This is a genomic window from Aeromonas sp. DSM 116730 (genome assembly GCF_046581335.1).
GTDB classification, from domain to species: domain Bacteria; phylum Pseudomonadota; class Gammaproteobacteria; order Enterobacterales; family Aeromonadaceae; genus Aeromonas; species Aeromonas rivipollensis.
Map to the genome: position 1 here is coordinate 1,301,905 of NZ_CP144265.1, position 16,193 is coordinate 1,318,097.

Sequence of the window (16,193 nt, forward strand, 5' to 3'; positions counted from 1 at the left end):
GTCCATGGGATTCATCTGTTCTCAGCGAGAAAGCCAGATCCTGGTCTGATTGAGCGTCTGCAAACCGTCACCCCTGACTCTATTGAGTTGCAGCAGACCTCGACTGAAATCGGTTCCTCTCAGACTCTGTTCCAATCGGACTCGTCCATCGGATGAGTTTAGTTGCAGCCCGGCATAATTGCCCGAAACGCGGTAACTGGCAGTGCCAAGGTTCCCCTGATGCTCGTAATTACCCGCGGAGACGATCTGCCCCGTCATTTCGGGGGCCGTCAGTGTAATACCCGCCTGGTTCACCGAGCTGTTGCCGCTCCCCTCCAACTGCACGACCTGCACCAAGCCCGCGCCTTGTACGGGGGCACTCTGGGGCGTCGTTGTTACTGTTTTGACCTCATCCTTGATGCGTACATCTAGTTTGGGTTTATTTTGCACCACGCTCAGCGCCAGGTTCATGGCGGCAGTTTGCTGGGCCTGAGCCGTCGTCAGGGTTGAAATGAACTCGATGCCGAAATAGCTGATCCCGTGGGTACTGACATAGCGACCGCGTAAATGGGCCAGCTCTCCATCGGCCAGTTCAGGAGCAAAATGGTCTGACAGCAGTGCCAGAGGATCCGAATCGGCCAGCAGTGGGCAGGCAAAGCCACCCAGACTGCAGATGAGGCATATAGCGGGTCGGGTATTCATGATGACCTCACATTAGCTCTTTGTGCTGAAAACCAAATTCCAGCAAGGATGTTTCATTGACGGGGGCGAACAGCCCATCTTTTCCTCTGGCTGAGAGTGGAGGAGAAGGATTGGCCAGAGGCGCATCCGGGCGATAACCGGCACCAATAACGGCGAGCAGTATGCCGTTCCAGCTTTCCTTGAACTCCTGGAACGTAATGACACGATTTCCGAGGGCCGGATCTGCCAGATAGACACGGTCGTGGCGATCGATGGCTCGCAGCACGGCAAAGTGCTGATAGCCGCGAATATTGAGCAGCACTATGGTGGGTACTCTCACCTGCCGCAATTTTTCATCTCCCAGGCGATACCCTCTGACGCGCATGCCGAGCATTTGCAAATATTGCTTCATGTCGAGCATGGAGAAGCCATAGTGTTTGACCTGTGCTGGGTCTGCCATGGCCAGCATGCCATCCATCACCCAGCGTTCATTGGTTACATGGCCGTAGGAGTAGCGCAGTATGGTTGCGACGGCGGCAGCCCCACAGCTGAAATCTGTATGTTGGCGCTCGATATTGGCATAACGGCGCTCCAGAATGCTCTGTACCGGTTTGTTGAGATCCCCCAGTGCCGGGAGATGTTCTCCCAATGGCATATTGGCCGACCAGGCAGCAGGGCAGAATAACAACAGCAGTAGCCAGCGCATTGAGACCTCCATGTCCTGGAAAAAAGGGGGCGCAAAGGCCCCCTCTGAAGAGCATTACTTGGCAAAACCTGCGGCCAGCGAGAGGTTGTTCGCTTGCAGGTTGTTGGTGCCTGACGACACGTTCACCCCGATGTTGCCCACGGCACCGTTGAAGGCGCCGCCATCGATGGTTGCCCGGTTGAAGGTTTCGCGGCTGGTATAGGTATTGACCACGGGAATGAAGCCAGTTGCATAGCCACTGAGCTTGATATCACCCTCTTCCTCGAACTTGAACTTGGAGTCCTTGCTGCCATCATCGTCCTGATTGTCATAGTCGATGTGGCCCCAGAGACTGCCGCCATTGGGATGATCACCATCTTTCCAGATTTCCGGATAGACGTTGTTGGTCTGCTTGCTCGTCCCTTCGTACTCACCCTCGGCTTTGAGCTTGAGGAAGATGGGGTTGTAGTCCACGGTTCTGGTGGCGCTCAGGCTCTTGTTCTCGGTCATGTTCTTGGACACGCTCTGGCTGTTTGCCACTGTGGCCACGGCCATGTTGCCGGTGGACACCGAGGCCGCCATGTTGTTGGCCTGAACGTTACCCGAGCCAGACGTCACGTTGGCACCTATGTTGCCCGCGGCATCCTTGAATGCCCCATCGCCGATCCCGGCCTTGTTCTGATGACCGTGGTTGGTAGTCCAGTTTTGGCTGGCACTTTGGGTGGAGAAGATCTCGGCATCCGAAGATCCACCAGGCATGCCTTGTTGTTGGCCGCGGCCCATGATGAACTCGGCATCGACTTCGTCATAGGCTGCCAGGGAAGCGCTGTTGCCTTGTACGTTGGAGTCACCGGCTGCTACGTTGGCGCCGACGTTACCGGATGCACCCTTGAACGAGCCGTCAATCTTGCTCGTGTTTTCTGTTCTTGAGTTACCAGTGCCGATCATGGAGCTGGATTGCTGGTTGTCCACCACCGCCATGCCGAGTTTGTTGACATTGATGTAGCCGCCGACACGGACAGTGCCTTCGTACTCTACATCGACCTCTGCCTTGACCTTCTTGGTCAAGGTTGCCCCTGTCTCATCCCTGTCACCGCGGTAATCGGCGGAGGCGGTGCCCGACATGGCCATGACAACCGCAGCGGCTAATGAGCTATAAATAAGTCCACGCATAATGAGTCTCTCCATTGAACTTTCTGTGGAAGATTTGCCCATCGGCTGAACCTACGCCCCCGGACTCGGCTTCCGATCCCTGCGACATCATGGGGATGTCGTTACTGCGCCAGCCAGAGGCAGGGAGACCATGTTGACTGCCTGGTTTCCCTGTCCCGTGACCTGGTTCACCTGGATGACGCCTTTACTGCCCGTCAGGGCGTTGTCATCCAGATAGATACTGGTGGTTGTGTTGGGAGGCACCTTGCCTGAAGGTGTCTTTGCAACAGTGGTGCTGAGGTTGATGTCGGTCACCACGCCGATGCCGCTGTCATCCAGCGACAAGGCGAAGGCATTGAGCTGCTGGTTGGCTTCACCTGCGCCCTGATTGATCCCGACCAGCCCCTGACTCTGGCTCAGCGCCGAGCCCAGAATGGCCACGCTCTGGTTGCCATTGAGATTGGTAGTGGATTGATTCTGCTGGCTAAATTGAACGATGGCCGGCCCTGATAGCGCTATGGCGGCGAGATTGCCCTGCTGGTTGTTATTACCGGCGACCATATTGACACCCATGGCGCCACGAATATTGCTGAGCGCTTGCGAGCCGAGATCAACACGATTCTCTGCTTGTGACTGTTGTGCGAATGCGGAAAGGGAAATAATTGCCAGTGCAATATATGTTTTCATGCTCTGTCTCCATATGCCAGGAGGGCTTATTAGAGAGAGCAATGAATGTGCCAGTTAGTAACTTATTGATATGTATTGTTTTTGTATTTGAGCTATTTGTGTTTAAGTCTCAATTTTGATAATGAACTTTTATATGATCCATCAACATATTGTTTATCAATGACTTTATTGTTTCTCACCGTTAATTTTGCTGTCTCATTATTGTGGTGTCATCAGTCTAAATGCGGGATGGTTTATAGTTATCATCGTCTGGTTACTTGGAGTTGGCGTCATTTGATGAACGCCATGCCCTTGCCAGATGAAGGAGTGAGCCTCAAAGAGCAATGGTCAGACTCTCTCATGCAGAGGCTATAACAAGGAGTTTTCCCTATGACAGAAACGGCATTGTTACTCATCAATTCATGTGCCGTGCTGGAAAGCCTGCTGATAAAAAGCGAATGGCAAGTGGAGCAGGCAAGTTCCCTGGCGGTGGCAGAACAGAAATTGCAGGAAAAGACTTATCCCCTGGTGCTGGTGGCCATCAAGCCGGATCAGCATGACGCCTTGTATTCCCTGATTGGCCAACACTCCAGCAGCCTGTGGATTGGCCTGATCGAGCGTGATTGCCTGGCCAGCGAGGCCCTGCGCAACCTGCTTGCAGCCTGTTTCCATGATTTCCACACCTTCCCGCTCGATCAGGAAAGACTTTCCCACAGCCTGGGTCATGCGTTGGGAATGGCGCAGCTCATCCGGCGCCATCGCCCCAAGATGCCGGCTCAGCTGCGCTTCATCCAGGGTGAGAGCAGCGCCATTCGCCAGTTGCGCGAGCAGATCATGCGGCTGCAACATTGTCGCCTGCCCGTGCTGGTGACCGGGCCCAGCGGAACCGGCAAGGAGCTGGTGGCTCGTGAGCTGCACTACAGCACCTTCGGCGAAGACAGTCCCTTTGTGGCCGTCAACTGCGGCGCCATGCCCCATCAGCTGATCCAGTCCGAGCTGTTCGGCCACGTCAAGGGCGCCTTCACCGGTGCCCAGAGCCGCAAGATAGGCAAGATTGAGGCGGCCGATGGCGGCACCCTGTTCCTCGACGAGATCGGGGAGTTGCCACTGGAGGACCAGGCGACCCTGCTGCGCTTCTTGCAGGAGCAGAGCATAGAGGCCGTGGGCAGTCATCTGACTCGGAATGTGGACGTGAGGGTCATTGCCGCCACCAATATCGATGTGGAGCAGGCGGTTGCCAGCGGTGGATTTCGCATGGACCTCTACTATCGGCTCAACGTGGTGCGGTTGCGCACCCCTGCCTTGTGCGAACGGGCGGAGGACATCCAGCTGCTTGCCGACGATATCCTGGCAGAAGTGCGGGGAGGGAGGATGCTGAGTTTTACCCACAAGGCGCGTCAGGCCATGCAGTCCTATGGTTGGCCCGGCAATGTCAGGGAGCTGCGCAACCGGGTACAGCGGGCAGCCGTCATGAGTTCTGGCCCCTTCATCGAGGCCGATGACATGGAGCTGACCAACATGGACTCCCTGTTGCTCGATGGCTCGCTCAAGGCCGTGCGTGAGGCGGCAGAGCGCCAGGCGCTGCAACGGACGCTGGCCCGTTTCCCTGACCAGCTGGAGGAGGTGGCGCGCACCCTGGACATCTCGCGCGCCACCCTCTACCGGCTGCTGGACAAGCACGATCTGCTGTAGTTCCCGTCATTGCGGGCATGGCGGCCTTCGCCCCTGCCGTTCAGTGCCAAGCCCGGGCAATAGGCCCGGTTTTTTATTGGTGCAAATGTGCGCAAACCGGTTTGGCGGCAGATGCGCTAGGGGGTATGTCGCCGTCAGGGGGCGTGCGTTGCCAGCTGGCACAGACGGCGCGCCGCTTCCTCTTCACTTTGGACCACCTGATGGGCACCGCGGATCAGCAGGTGATGCACCTCTTCCGCCTGGTGACCACAGGCGGCAATGCGCAGCAGGTCTCCCTGCTCACGGGCTCTAGCGGCGATTTCTCCGGCCAGCAGGCTGTCATCCAGGGTGATGAGCAACCAGCTGGCATCGGGGAGCGCCACCGAGAGCAGGTCGTTCTGGATGGGGTGGCCTGCGAGACAGCGGATCCCCTGAGCGCGCCAGGGCTCCAGCAACTGCTCATCCGGGTCTATCACCACCATTTCCCTTCCTAGTTCGTGCAGTTGCCGAATCAAATGGCTGCCGATGGCGTCGGCCCCGACCACCACCACATGACCGTGCAGGGGACAGAGGGAAGTACCGGGCTCGACCCGGGGCTCAGGCTTGCTTCTTAGCCAGCGCTCGACCTGGTTGAACACCAGTGGATTGAGCATGATGGAGAAGCAGGCGCCCACCAGCACCAGATCGCGTGCCACATCGGGCACCAGACCGAGCATGGTACCCAGCCCCATCAGGATGAAGGAGAACTCCCCCACCTGGGCCAGGCTGGCCGAGATGGTCAGTGCCGTGCGCACGCTGTGGCCAAACAGGCGCACTATGGCGAAGGCCGCCACCGATTTGCCGATGACGATGACAAAGATGGTTGCCAGCACCGCCAGCGGCTCGCGCAGCAAGATGGTGGGGTCAAACAGCATGCCCACAGAGACGAAGAAGAGCACGGCGAAGGCATCCTGCAGTGGCAGGGTATCGTTGGCGGCCTTGTGGCTGAGGTGGGAGCTGTTCATCACCACCCCGGCGAAGAAGGCGCCGAGGGCGAAGGAGACCCCGAACAGCTTGACCGCCCCGAAGGCGATACCCAGGGAGCAGGAGAGCACGGCCAGGGTAAAGAGTTCGCGGGAGCCGGTGGCGGCGGTGCGGGCCAACATCCAGGGGATGAGGCGGCGGCCCCCTATGGTCATCAGTGCGATGAAGGCGGCCACCTTGGCCAGGGTGAAGCCCAGATCCCGGAGCACATGGGCCAGGGTCAGGGTCTCGCCTCCGGTCTGCAGGTTCGCCAGTATGGGGAGCAGCACCAGGGCCAGCACCATCACCAGATCCTCGACGATGAGCCAGCCGATGGCGATGCGCCCCTCCTTGGTATCCAGCTGCCCCCGGCTCTCCAGCGCCCGCAGCAGCACCACTGTGCTGGCGGTGGAGAGTGCCAGCCCGAACACCAGGCCGGCGGTGATGCTCCAGCCGAGCAACTGGGAGAGACCGAGCCCGAGCAGGGTCGCCAGGGTGATCTGCACTATGGCGCCCGGGATGGCGATGTGTTTGACCGAGAGCAGATCCTTCAGGGAGAAGTGCAGGCCGACGCCAAACATCAACAGAATGACGCCGATCTCCGCCAATTCGGGGGCGAGTCTCAAATCGGCCACATAGCCGGGGGTGAATGGGCCGCACACGACCCCGGCCGCCAGATAACCCACCATGGGGGAGATGCGCAGGCGTTGAGCCAGCATGCCAAAGAGATAGGCGAGCACGAAGCCGCCAACCAGGGTTGTGATAAGGGGGAGTGAGTGGTCCATGTCGTCACCTCGCTAATGGCAGTCAGGGGCTACCAGATCACCCGGAGGCGAAGAGGGCAGCTGTCAATGAGCAGGGGGCGAAAGAGACAGAAGTTGGCCGCATCAAGCACAATATCTTGGGGGCAACAGATGCCGTTTCCATTGAAAAGTAATGTATTTTTATGGCTCGAACAACACTTATCCAAGTTTAAGATCTAATTTGACATTAAACACATATAAAGCATTGTTTTTTGAGTGGTTAAAAAGTCTTTCCCGGTAAATATTGGCAGGAGTAATCAATCCTTGATGGGTTTTGGCTCGCCGGGGAGCCCAGATGATTGAGGCGGCCTCCGGGCCGCCTCCGTTGATGTGCGCCAGGGGATCACTCGCCCCTGGCAACCCCCTCCCGCCTCGGGTCTGCGGCGCCAAACCAGCCACCGGCATTGCGTTGCACCCCCTGCAAGCCCGAGGTCTGCTCGCTGAGCACTATCTCGTGCCCCCTGGCCTTGAGCCCCTGGATAACGGACTCGGGCGTGCGTCCCTGCTCCAGCTCGGTGGGGCCGTTGCGGCTGCCGAAGTTGGGCAGATCTATGGCCTGCTGCAGGTTCAGCCCCCAGTCCTGGGTGCCGAGCAGCGCCTTGCCCACGTAGTTGATGATGGCCGAGCCACCGGGGGAGCCCAGGCTCATCTCCAACTGCTTGCTCTGCTTGTCGAACACCAGCAGGGGCGACATGGAGGAGCGCGGGCGCTTGCCGGGCTCCACCCGGTTGGCCACCGGCAGACCGGCGGTATCCACCGAGGTGAAGGAAAAATCGGTGAGCTGGTTGTTGAGCAGGTAGCCGTTGACCATCAGCCGGGAGCCGAAGCCGTCCTCGATGGAGCTGGTCATGGAGACCGCCATGCCGTCCCCATCCACTATGGAGACGTGGCTGGTGGAGGGCAGCTCGGGGGTGGCATCCTGGCCACGGGCCAGCGCCCGCGGCGGCGTGCCCGGTTGGGCTGCGCCCATGGACTTGGCGCCGATGAGCCGACCCCGCTCGGCGAGATAGCCCTTGTCCAGCATGCCGCGCACCGGCACGGCGACGAAGTCGCCGTCCGCCACGTACTGGTTGCGGTCGGCGAAGGCGAGGCGCGCCGCCTCGCTGTAAAGGTGGATGGCGTCGCTTGAGGCTGCCAGCCGACCGTCAGCCCCCTGCACCGGCCTGAGGGCCGCCATGTCGCGGCTCTCCAGCATGCCGAAGATCTGGCCGAGGGTCAGGGTGCCCGAGGAGGGGGTCGGGAAGCCGCACACCTCGCTCTGGCGATAGTCAAAGCAGAGGCCGTCCCGCAACCTGGCGCTGTAGCTGGCTAGATCCGCGACGCTCAGCACCCCGGGGTTGGTGGGATGGGCATGGACTTTGGCCACCATGGCCTCGGCGATGGGCCCTCGATAGAAGGCATCGGCCCCATCCCGTGCCAGCGTTCTGAGTACCCCGGCCAGTGCCGGGTTGGTGAGCCGGGTGCCCGCCGCCTTGGGGCTGCCATCCGCCTGGTAGAAGTAGGCCCTGGCCTCGGGGTCTTTGGCCAGATAGGGATCCTTTGCCAGCAGGGTGGCCAGACGAGGGCTTATCACAAAGCCCTGCTCGGCGAGCGTGATGGCGGGCTCGAACAGGCTGGCCCAGGGCAGCTTGCCATAGCGGGCGTGGGCCAGCGCCAGGGCGCGTACAGTACCGGGGGCGCCGACCGAGCGACCGCCCACCACACCGTCATAGAACGCCATCGGCTTGCCATCCTTCATGAACAGCTGATCCGTGGCTGCCGCCGGTGCAGTCTCCCGGCCATCCACGGCCGCCACCTGCTTGCCATCCCACACCAGCATGAGGGAGCCGCCGCCGATCCCGGAAGACTGCGGCTCCACCAGGGTCAGTACCAGCTGGACGGCGATGGCCGCATCGACGGCGCTGCCTCCCGCCTTGACGATCTGGTAGCCCGCATCCACCGCCAGCGGGTTGGCCGCGGCCACCATGAAGTCGCGCCCCTGCCAGCCCGGCTTGTCGGTCCAGCCGCTGGCCGCCTCGGGGGCTGTCAGGGTCTGGGGAGGGGGGACATAATGAAAGGCACTCTGGGGGGCGCAGCCGGTGAGCAGGCCGAAGGCCACCAGCAGGGCGAGGGGTTTGAGGGACATGACAGGCTCCTTGTCGGTTTCTTGTACAGTCATCGGAATGTGGCACAGTTGGAGCCCGATTGAAAGATTGTCTTTATACTCATATGGTTACAAAAATATCACGGAGGGGCCCAGGATGCACAAGGAGGGACTGGTGAGGCGTTGCGTGACGGGGCTGCTCTGCCTGCTTCTGACCGCCTGTGGCGAGCCGGGGTTCAGACCCCTGGGGGCGGGGGAGACCATATTGGCGTTCGGAGACAGCCTGACCGAGGGGCGCGGAGTCAGTCCGGCCCAGAGCTATCCCAGCGTGCTGGCGAGCTTGAGCGGCCACCCCGTCATCAATGGCGGGGTGTCGGGGGAGCTGAGCCAGGCGGGCAGGGCCCGCTTGCCGGCGCTGCTGGCCGAGCACAGGCCCGCGCTGGTGATCTTGCTGGAGGGAGGCAATGACATGCTGCGCGGCAGTGGTGAGGTGGCGCTCAAGGCCAATCTCGCCGCCATGATTGAGGCGGTGCAGGGCAGCGGTGCCCAGGTGCTGCTGGTGGCCGTGCCCCGCAAGTCCCTGTTTGCCGATGGTGCGCCCCTCTACGGGGAACTGGCACAGCAGTACGGACTGGTGCTGGACGAGGACAGCATTGGCGAGCTGCTGCGCACTCCCGGGCTCAAGTCCGACGCCGTGCACTTCAACGCGCAGGGATATGGCGCCCTGGCCGAGCGGCTTCACCGGCTTTTGCAGGCCCGCGGCGCGTTCTGAGGCCGATGCTCCTGCCGCGTCGGCAGGATCGCCCGGGATCAAAAAAAACCGCCGAGGCGGTTTTTTTTACAGGCAAGGGACAACTCAGAGGGACTGCTCTTCGCCACCCAGGGCGGCAAACAGCGCCGGGATGAACTGGGCCAGCTCGGCGGTCACCAGGGCGAAGTCCGCATCCAGGCGGGCGGCGGGATCCTCGCTGGTGACGTCGTCGTTCTGCTCGCGCAGCTCTTCGCTGAATTTCAGGCGCTTGATGGAGAGATCGTCCCCCAGCACGAAGCTCAGGGTCTCGCCCCAGTTCAGGGCCAGCTTGGTCACCAGCTTGTCGTTGGCCAGGTGATTCTTGATCTCGTCGCTCATCAGATCCTGCTGCTTGCAGCGGATGATGCCGCCGTGCTCCATGGCACTGCGCAGCTCGGCCTCGTCTTCCAGGGTGAAGCTGGCGGGCAGATTGCCCTCGTTCAGCCACTCGGTCATGGTGATTTCGGGCGGGTTCTTGAGGGCCACCGGCACCACGGGCAGGGTACCTATGCTCTTGCGCAGCAGCGCCAGCAGATCGTCCGCCTTCTTGGCGGAGCCGGCGTCCACCACCATCAGGTTGTCGGCCGGGTTGATCCAGGCGAAGGTCTGGCTGGTGCGGCTGAAGGCGCGGGGCAGCAGGGTATGCATGATCTCCTCCTTCAGCGCCTCCTTCTCCTTCTTCTTGAGGGCGCGGCCCTGCTCGAATTCGATCGCTTCCACCTTCTCCGCCAGCATCTCCTTGACCACCGTGCCCGGCAGCATCTTCTCTTCCTTGCGGGCGCAGAGCAGGATATGGCCAGAGGCGCTGTGAGTCAGGGTGGCGCCGAATTTACCGAGGGGCTTGACCCACCCGAACCGGGAGATGTCCTGACTGCCGCACGGGGTGAAGGCACAGGCCTCGAGCTGGGTTTCCAGCTGATCCACGGTCAGGTCAAAGGGGCGGGTAAAGCGATAAATCTGCAGGTTTTTAAACCACATGGCGTCCTCGGTCTCATAGATTGTCCGGCGGGCATTGTACTAGAGAGGCGCTTTGTGATCAGCCAATCATTCTCGCTAAATAAAGGGCGATCGACTTCACATGGCCTCATCTTGACTGCCCGTCTTGTCATCGAACTCCCCTAGACTGCGAGTGTTCAAATTGTTAACAAGGATGCGAATATGTTGAGAGCGAGCCGGCCGGAAGACATGGAAGAGATCGTCGAGATCTGGCTGCTGGCATCCTTGCAGGCTCATGATTTCGTTGACGCTTCCTGCTGGTGGCAGGCTCAGGAGGAGCTGCGTACCCGCTACCTCGACCACGCCCGCATCTGGGTGTTTGAAGAGCGCGGGGAGCTGCTCGGTTTCATGGCCCTGGTGGATGACTACCTGGCCGCCCTCTTCGTGCGACCCGACCGCCAGGGGCGCGGGGTCGGTCATGCCCTGCTGCAGGAGGCCAAGCAACAGGTGGGTGCGCTCCATACCCGGGTCTTCGTGGAAAACGAGCCGGCGGTGCGCTTCTATCGCCGCCACGGGTTCAGGATAGGGGGTGAGGTCTCGGATCCCCTGACCGGTCATCCCCAGTACCAGATGCATTTCCAAGCCGTCTGAATCTGACGTCACCAGCCTGTTTTGCTTGAAAAAAGAGGGGCGTATCCTCATCTTGTCCTCATCGGGTACCACTGGCACCCCCCCTCTTATCTTTCGAGCCGTTTTTCATGAAGATCCTGCACACAGCCGACTGGCACCTTGGCCATCAACTCCATGGCCATGAGCGCCACTTCGAACACGATGCCTTTCTCGACTGGCTGACCGACACCATCAAGACGCGGCAGATCGACGCCCTGCTGGTAGCTGGGGATCTGTTCGATACCGCCAACCCTCCCGCCAGCGCCTGGCAGCAGCTCTATCGCTTCCTGGCCAGGCTGCGCGCCGAGATGCCCCGCCTCAACATGGTGCTTATCGGTGGCAACCACGACTCTCCCTCCAAGCTGGACGCCCCCCACGAGCTGCTGCGGGCCTTCGACCTGCATCTGGTGGGCAGCATCAGCCGGGACGGGGAGGGTAGGCTCGAAGCCGATCGCCTGCTGGTGCCACTGCAAGACAGGGAGGGCAAGGTCGCCGCCTGGTGCGCCGCCGTGCCTTTTCTTCGCAGCAGCGACCTGAGGGTGGAGCCGCTCGAAGAGGGGCAGGATCGGCTGATCGAGGGAGTTCGCCAGATCTACCAGGAAGTGCTGGCGCAAGGCCGTGCGCGCTGCGAACCCGGCCAGGCGCTCATCGCCATGGGCCATGCCTACCTGGCGGCGGGCCAGCTCTCCGAGCTCTCCGAGCGGCGGGTGCTCGGCGGCAATCAGCATGCCCTGCCCGCCGACATCTTCGCCACCGCCGACTACACCGCCCTTGGCCACCTCCATCTGGCCCAGAGCCCGGCCGAGGGCGTGCACTACAGTGGCTCGCCGCTGCCGCTCTCCCTCGCCGAGGCCAACTACAACCATCAGGTGCTGGAAGTGACGTTTGAGGGGGGCAAGTTGGTGGGGCTTGAACGGATCCCCGTGCCCCGTGCGGTGGAGATGATCCGCCTGCCCCAGAGCACACTCGAGGAGGCGCTCACCGCCATAGAGGCGCTCTCCCTGCCCGACTGCTCCCAGGAGGCGCAGCCCTTCCTCGAGGTGCGGCTGCTGCTGCCCAAGCCCGAGGCCCGCATCCGCGAGCGCATTCTGGCGGCCATGGCGGGCAAGCCGGTGCGTCTGGCCCGCATCAGCACCCAGTATCAGGGCTCGGGGGAGGGGCTGGCCGATGGCCGCGAGCGGCGCAGGCTGGATGAGCTATCCCCCACAGAGGTGTTCCGCCTCTGCTATCAGCGGCAGTTCGAGGGGGAGCCGGCGGCCGAGCTGGTGGCGTCGTTTGAAGAGATCCTGGAGCAGGTGAAGGAATCCAATACATGAAAATCTTGTCTCTTGCAGGGGAAAACCTGGCCAGCCTGACCGGGGCTTTCACCATCGACTTCGCAGGTGGCGCTTTGGGGGCTGCCGGGCTCTTTGCCATCACGGGCAACACGGGCGCGGGCAAGAGCACCCTGCTCGACGCCATCTGCCTCGCCCTCTATGACGAGATGCCGCGCTTTATCGCCAATCGCAAGAATGTTGAGAAAATTGGCCGAGCGGATGAAGACGAAAAAGAAAAATTAACCGCCAATGATGTGAAAAATATCCTCAGCCGCGGCCACGCCAGCGGCTGTGCCGAGGTGCAGTTCCGCGGCTGTGACGGCCGCATCTGGCTGGCGCGCTGGGCGGTGCGGCGGGCACGCAATCGCTCGGAAGGGCGCTTTCAGGCCCAGGAGCGCAGCCTGACCGACGTCGAGTCGGGGCAGGTCTTCTGTGGCAGCAAGCGGGAGCTGCAGGATCGCATCGACGAGCTGGTGGGCCTCTCCTGGGAGCAGTTCCGCCGCGCCGTGATACTGCCGCAAGGGGAGTTTGCCGCCTTCCTCAAGTCGAGCGCCGATGAGCGCTCCGCCCTGCTTGAGCGGATGACGGGCACCGAGCTCTACTCCGCCATCTCCATCCAGACCCATGAGCGGGCACGGGCCGAGCAGCAGGCGCTGGCGACCATACAGCAGCGGCTCGGCGACGTGGCCCTGATGGACGACGAGACACGCGAGCACTGGGTCGCCCGGCAGTTGAGCCTCTCCACCAGCCTCAAGCACGAACAGCAGCAGCGTCAGCTGTTGCAGGACTTGCGGGATCTCAACGGGCGGATTGCAGCCCAGTTGCAGGCCTGCCGGGAGGGGCAGGAGGCGCTGGCCGCCGCCGAGGCGGCCCACGGCGAGGCAGCGTCCGGGCGGGAAGAGTTTGCCCGCGCCGAACAGGCCCAGGTGGCCCGCGCCGATCACGACGAACTCGCCCGCCTCACCCTGGAGGTGCAGCAGCAGGAGCTGCAGATAGGCCAGCTTGCCCCCCAGCTGGAGCAAGTTGAACCTGTGTTGCAGCAGGCCGCGCTGCGCGAGCAGCAACTGCTGGCCGACAAGATTGCCGCCGAGCGGGAGTGGGGCGCCCTGCAACCCGAGCTCAAGCGGGCGCAGGAGCTCGATACCCGGCTCAAGGAGAAGGGCCAGCAGTTGCAGGAGACCCGGCAGCAGGGGACCCAGGCTCGCGCCCTGCAACTGGCGCTGCAGCAGGAGTGGCAGCAGCAGGCGAGTCGGGTCGAGGCCCTGACGGTGCGCCGTCAGCAGTGGGCTCTCTGGCTCGAGGAGCGCAAGGCCCTGGCCCCGCTGGCGCGCCAGTGGCAGCCTTTGCTTGCGGCCATCCAGGACTGGGCGGCGGACAGGGAGTTGTTGCAACGGGTGCTGCAAAGCCGCGAGCACAAGGGCCATGCCCTGCGGGATCTTGCCAGCCGGCTGGAGCAGGGGCAGCAGGAGCGCGACTACTGGCAGCAGGAGCGCACCCGATTGCAACAGCTGCACGATGAGCTGCAGGCGCAGGAGTGGGACGCCGAGGTCGCCAGGGCGCAGGAGCAGCGTCAGGCCCAGACAGAGCAACTGGCCCGGATTCGCCAACTGCTGGAGCTGGCCCAGGCGGGCCGCAACCACAGCGAACAGCAGGAGCGCTTGCTGCAGGAGATGACGCTGCTCGAGCAGCATCTTGCCCGGCTGAAGGCCCAGCATGAGGAGCTGGCTCCGGCGCTGGCTCGGCTCGCCACCCAGCGCGGCGAGGCGCGCCATGCCCTGGAGCAGGCCCGCGCCGTGGCCAGCTTCGAGCAGTATCGCCACGTGCTGAGCGATGGCACGCCCTGCCCGCTCTGCGGCGCCGAGGAGCATCCCTACACCCGGAGCCAGCCCCAGGTGGCCGGCATACTGGCGCAACTGGCCGAGCGTGTCAGTCAGCTGGATCTGGAGTGGGAGCAGCTCAACCATCAGCATATTCAGGGGGAGAGCGAGCGGGTCGAGCTGGCGCGTCAGCTGGTCGCCCGTCAGCAGCATCAACCCGAGCTGGAGGCGCGCTCCGAGCAGATGGTACAGCGCTGGCTGCAACTGGGAGGGGATGCCCTGCTGGGGCAGGGGCTGCCCTTGCGGCAAAGCCCGGCGCAGTGGACCGAGCTGCTGGCTCGCCTGCTGGCACAGGGAGAGGCTCTGGAGTCGGATCTCGTGGCCGGGCAGCGACGACTGCAGCAGGCCCAGCAGGGGCAGCAGAGGCTGCTGGGGCTGCGCAGCCAGCTGACCGAGCTGACCGCCCGCCATCAGCAGTTTGAGCAGCAGTGGCAGGAAGCCGAGCGGCAGAAGATTGAGTGGGAGGCCGAGCTGAAGGCGCTGGCCGAGCAGGAGGCGTCACTGCGCCAACGCCTTGCACTGGGGGAGGCCCGTCTCGATGAACAGATGGGGGCCGAGCCCTGGCGCCAGTGGCTTGGCAGCCGGCAATGGCAGGAGTGGCAGCAGACCTGCGAGGAGTATCTGCGCGGACAGAGCGAATGGGAGCAGCTAGGGGGCGAGCTGGCCACTTTGACCCCGGCCCTGAGCGCCCAGGAGGCGCGGGTGCAGAGCCAGAACGAGCTGCTGCAAAAGCTGGAGCGCGACTACAAGGAGCATGAGCAGCAGCGTCAGGGGCTGCTTGCCAGCCGGGAGGCCTGCCTCGGAGGCCGTGCCATCGCCCTGGTCGAGCAGGAGTGGCAGCAGCGGCTGCAACTGGCGGCCAGTCAGCTCGAGGAGGCGGTGACCGCGCTGCGGGTCGCCCGGGAGAAGCAGACCGAGCTCAAGGCCAGGTTGACCCATCTCGAGCAGGACAGGCAGGTGAGCAGCCGTCGTCGCCGCGAGGCGCTGGGGCGCTGGGCGGCCCATGCCGGCACCCTCGGCATCGCCGAATATGAGTTGCGTCGGCTGTTGGCCATCACGCCGGAGGAGCTCAGGGCTCGCCGCACCGCCTTGCAGCGTCTGGACGATGCCCTGGCCGAGGCCCGCACCCGGCTGACCGAGCGTCAGCGTGCGCTGGCTCAGGAGGAGGCCAAGCTGGCGCGCTATCGGGAGCATCATGGAGAGCTGGCCGCCCTCACTGCCGAGGCCCTTGCCGAGCGTCTGGGGGCCTGCGAGGCCCGCTGCGGCGAGCTGGAAGAGCAGTTGTTCCAGTGCAAGAGCACCCTGGCTCAGGCCGAGGCGGCGGCACTGAAGGCGGGGAGCCTGCAGGAGGCGCTGGCCGCCCAGCAGGCGGTGGCGGATCACTGGCTGCAACTGTCCGAGCTTATCGGCTCCGCCAGCGGCGCCAAGCTGCGCACCTTCGCCCAGAGCCTCACGCTCGAACGTCTATTGTTGGAGGCCAACGCCCAGCTTGGCGAACTGTCGCCGCGCTATCGGCTGGAGCGGGTGCCCGGCACGGATCTGGCGCTGCAGGTGGTGGATCTGGACATGGGGGACGAGGTGAGGTCAGTGGACTCCCTCTCCGGCGGCGAGAGCTTCCTGGTGTCGCTGGCGCTGGCGCTGGCCCTCTCCAGCCTCTCTTCCCGCCAGACCCAGGTCGAATCGCTGTTCATCGACGAGGGGTTCGGCACCCTGGATCCGGACAGTCTGGATCTGGCGCTCTCCAGCCTGGACTCCCTGCAGGCCGCCGGTCGCCAGATCGGGGTCATCTCCCACGTTCAGACCCTGGTGGAGCGGATCGGCGTGCAGATCCGGGTCGAAGCCCTCGGCGGCGGCGAGAGCCGGGTGGTCTTGCCCTGAGGGTG

12 protein-coding genes are annotated in these 16,193 nt (G+C 62.9%); 5 read left to right on the forward strand and 7 right to left on the reverse strand.

Annotated features, from left to right (window positions below):
• Positions 1–21: 21 nt before the first annotated feature.
• The 4 genes from Aeroheme_RS06130 to Aeroheme_RS06145 form a co-directional block, all read right to left on the reverse strand.
• Positions 22–681, reverse strand: coding sequence for a hypothetical protein (locus tag Aeroheme_RS06130; RefSeq protein WP_139744216.1), 660 nt, complete (start codon positions 679–681; stop codon positions 22–24).
• A 7-nt stretch (positions 682–688) separates the two neighbouring features.
• On the reverse strand, positions 689–1,366 hold the full coding sequence (locus Aeroheme_RS06135) for a C39 family peptidase (RefSeq protein ID WP_106886187.1): 678 nt from the start codon (positions 1,364–1,366) through the stop codon (positions 689–691).
• A gap of 54 nt (positions 1,367–1,420) precedes the next feature.
• Positions 1,421–2,518, reverse strand: coding sequence for a hypothetical protein (locus tag Aeroheme_RS06140; RefSeq protein WP_290027665.1), 1,098 nt, complete (start codon positions 2,516–2,518; stop codon positions 1,421–1,423).
• A gap of 87 nt (positions 2,519–2,605) precedes the next feature.
• Entirely contained in the window at positions 2,606–3,184 is a 579-nt protein-coding gene (locus tag Aeroheme_RS06145) for a hypothetical protein (protein WP_411166878.1), read from the reverse strand.
• Between the two features lie 369 nt (positions 3,185–3,553).
• Here Aeroheme_RS06145 and Aeroheme_RS06150 point away from each other — a divergent pair, with 369 nt between their 5' ends.
• On the forward strand, positions 3,554–4,855 hold the full coding sequence (locus Aeroheme_RS06150) for a sigma-54-dependent transcriptional regulator (RefSeq protein ID WP_106886188.1): 1,302 nt from the start codon (positions 3,554–3,556) through the stop codon (positions 4,853–4,855).
• Between the two features lie 134 nt (positions 4,856–4,989).
• On the opposite strand, the gene ybaL is transcribed toward Aeroheme_RS06150, so the two are convergent.
• Together ybaL and ggt are read right to left on the reverse strand one after the other, a co-directional pair.
• Positions 4,990–6,621, reverse strand: a complete 1,632-nt coding sequence (gene ybaL / locus Aeroheme_RS06155) for a YbaL family putative K(+) efflux transporter (RefSeq protein WP_411166879.1) — start codon at positions 6,619–6,621, stop codon at positions 4,990–4,992.
• Positions 6,622–6,982: 361 nt separating this feature from the next.
• Complete coding sequence (ggt, locus tag Aeroheme_RS06160; RefSeq protein WP_411166880.1) at positions 6,983–8,764, reverse strand: gamma-glutamyltransferase; 1,782 nt, start codon at positions 8,762–8,764, stop codon at positions 6,983–6,985.
• A gap of 115 nt (positions 8,765–8,879) precedes the next feature.
• On the opposite strand from ggt, the gene Aeroheme_RS06165 reads away from it, so the two are divergent.
• Entirely contained in the window at positions 8,880–9,494 is a 615-nt protein-coding gene (locus Aeroheme_RS06165) for a GDSL-type esterase/lipase family protein (RefSeq protein ID WP_411166881.1), read from the forward strand.
• Positions 9,495–9,578: 84 nt separating this feature from the next.
• On the opposite strand, the gene rdgC is transcribed toward Aeroheme_RS06165, so the two are convergent.
• A complete protein-coding gene (gene rdgC / locus Aeroheme_RS06170; RefSeq protein WP_411166882.1) occupies positions 9,579–10,490 on the reverse strand; it encodes a recombination-associated protein RdgC in 912 nt (303 codons plus the stop codon).
• A gap of 180 nt (positions 10,491–10,670) precedes the next feature.
• Between rdgC and Aeroheme_RS06175 the strand changes: the two genes are divergently transcribed.
• The 3 genes from Aeroheme_RS06175 (at position 10,671) to Aeroheme_RS06185 (ending at position 16,188) form a co-directional block, all read left to right on the forward strand.
• Positions 10,671–11,099 (forward strand): GNAT family N-acetyltransferase, encoded by a 429-nt coding sequence (locus Aeroheme_RS06175; RefSeq protein WP_106886193.1) that lies wholly within the window; start codon positions 10,671–10,673, stop codon positions 11,097–11,099.
• Positions 11,100–11,206: 107 nt separating this feature from the next.
• The gene (locus Aeroheme_RS06180; protein ID WP_411166883.1) at positions 11,207–12,433 is read left to right on the forward strand and encodes an exonuclease SbcCD subunit D C-terminal domain-containing protein; all 1,227 of its coding nucleotides are present in this window, start codon (positions 11,207–11,209) and stop codon (positions 12,431–12,433) included.
• Entirely contained in the window at positions 12,430–16,188 is a 3,759-nt protein-coding gene (locus tag Aeroheme_RS06185; protein WP_411166884.1) for an AAA family ATPase, read from the forward strand. Before Aeroheme_RS06180 ends, Aeroheme_RS06185 begins: the two co-directional genes overlap by 4 nt.
• Positions 16,189–16,193 lie beyond the last annotated feature (5 nt).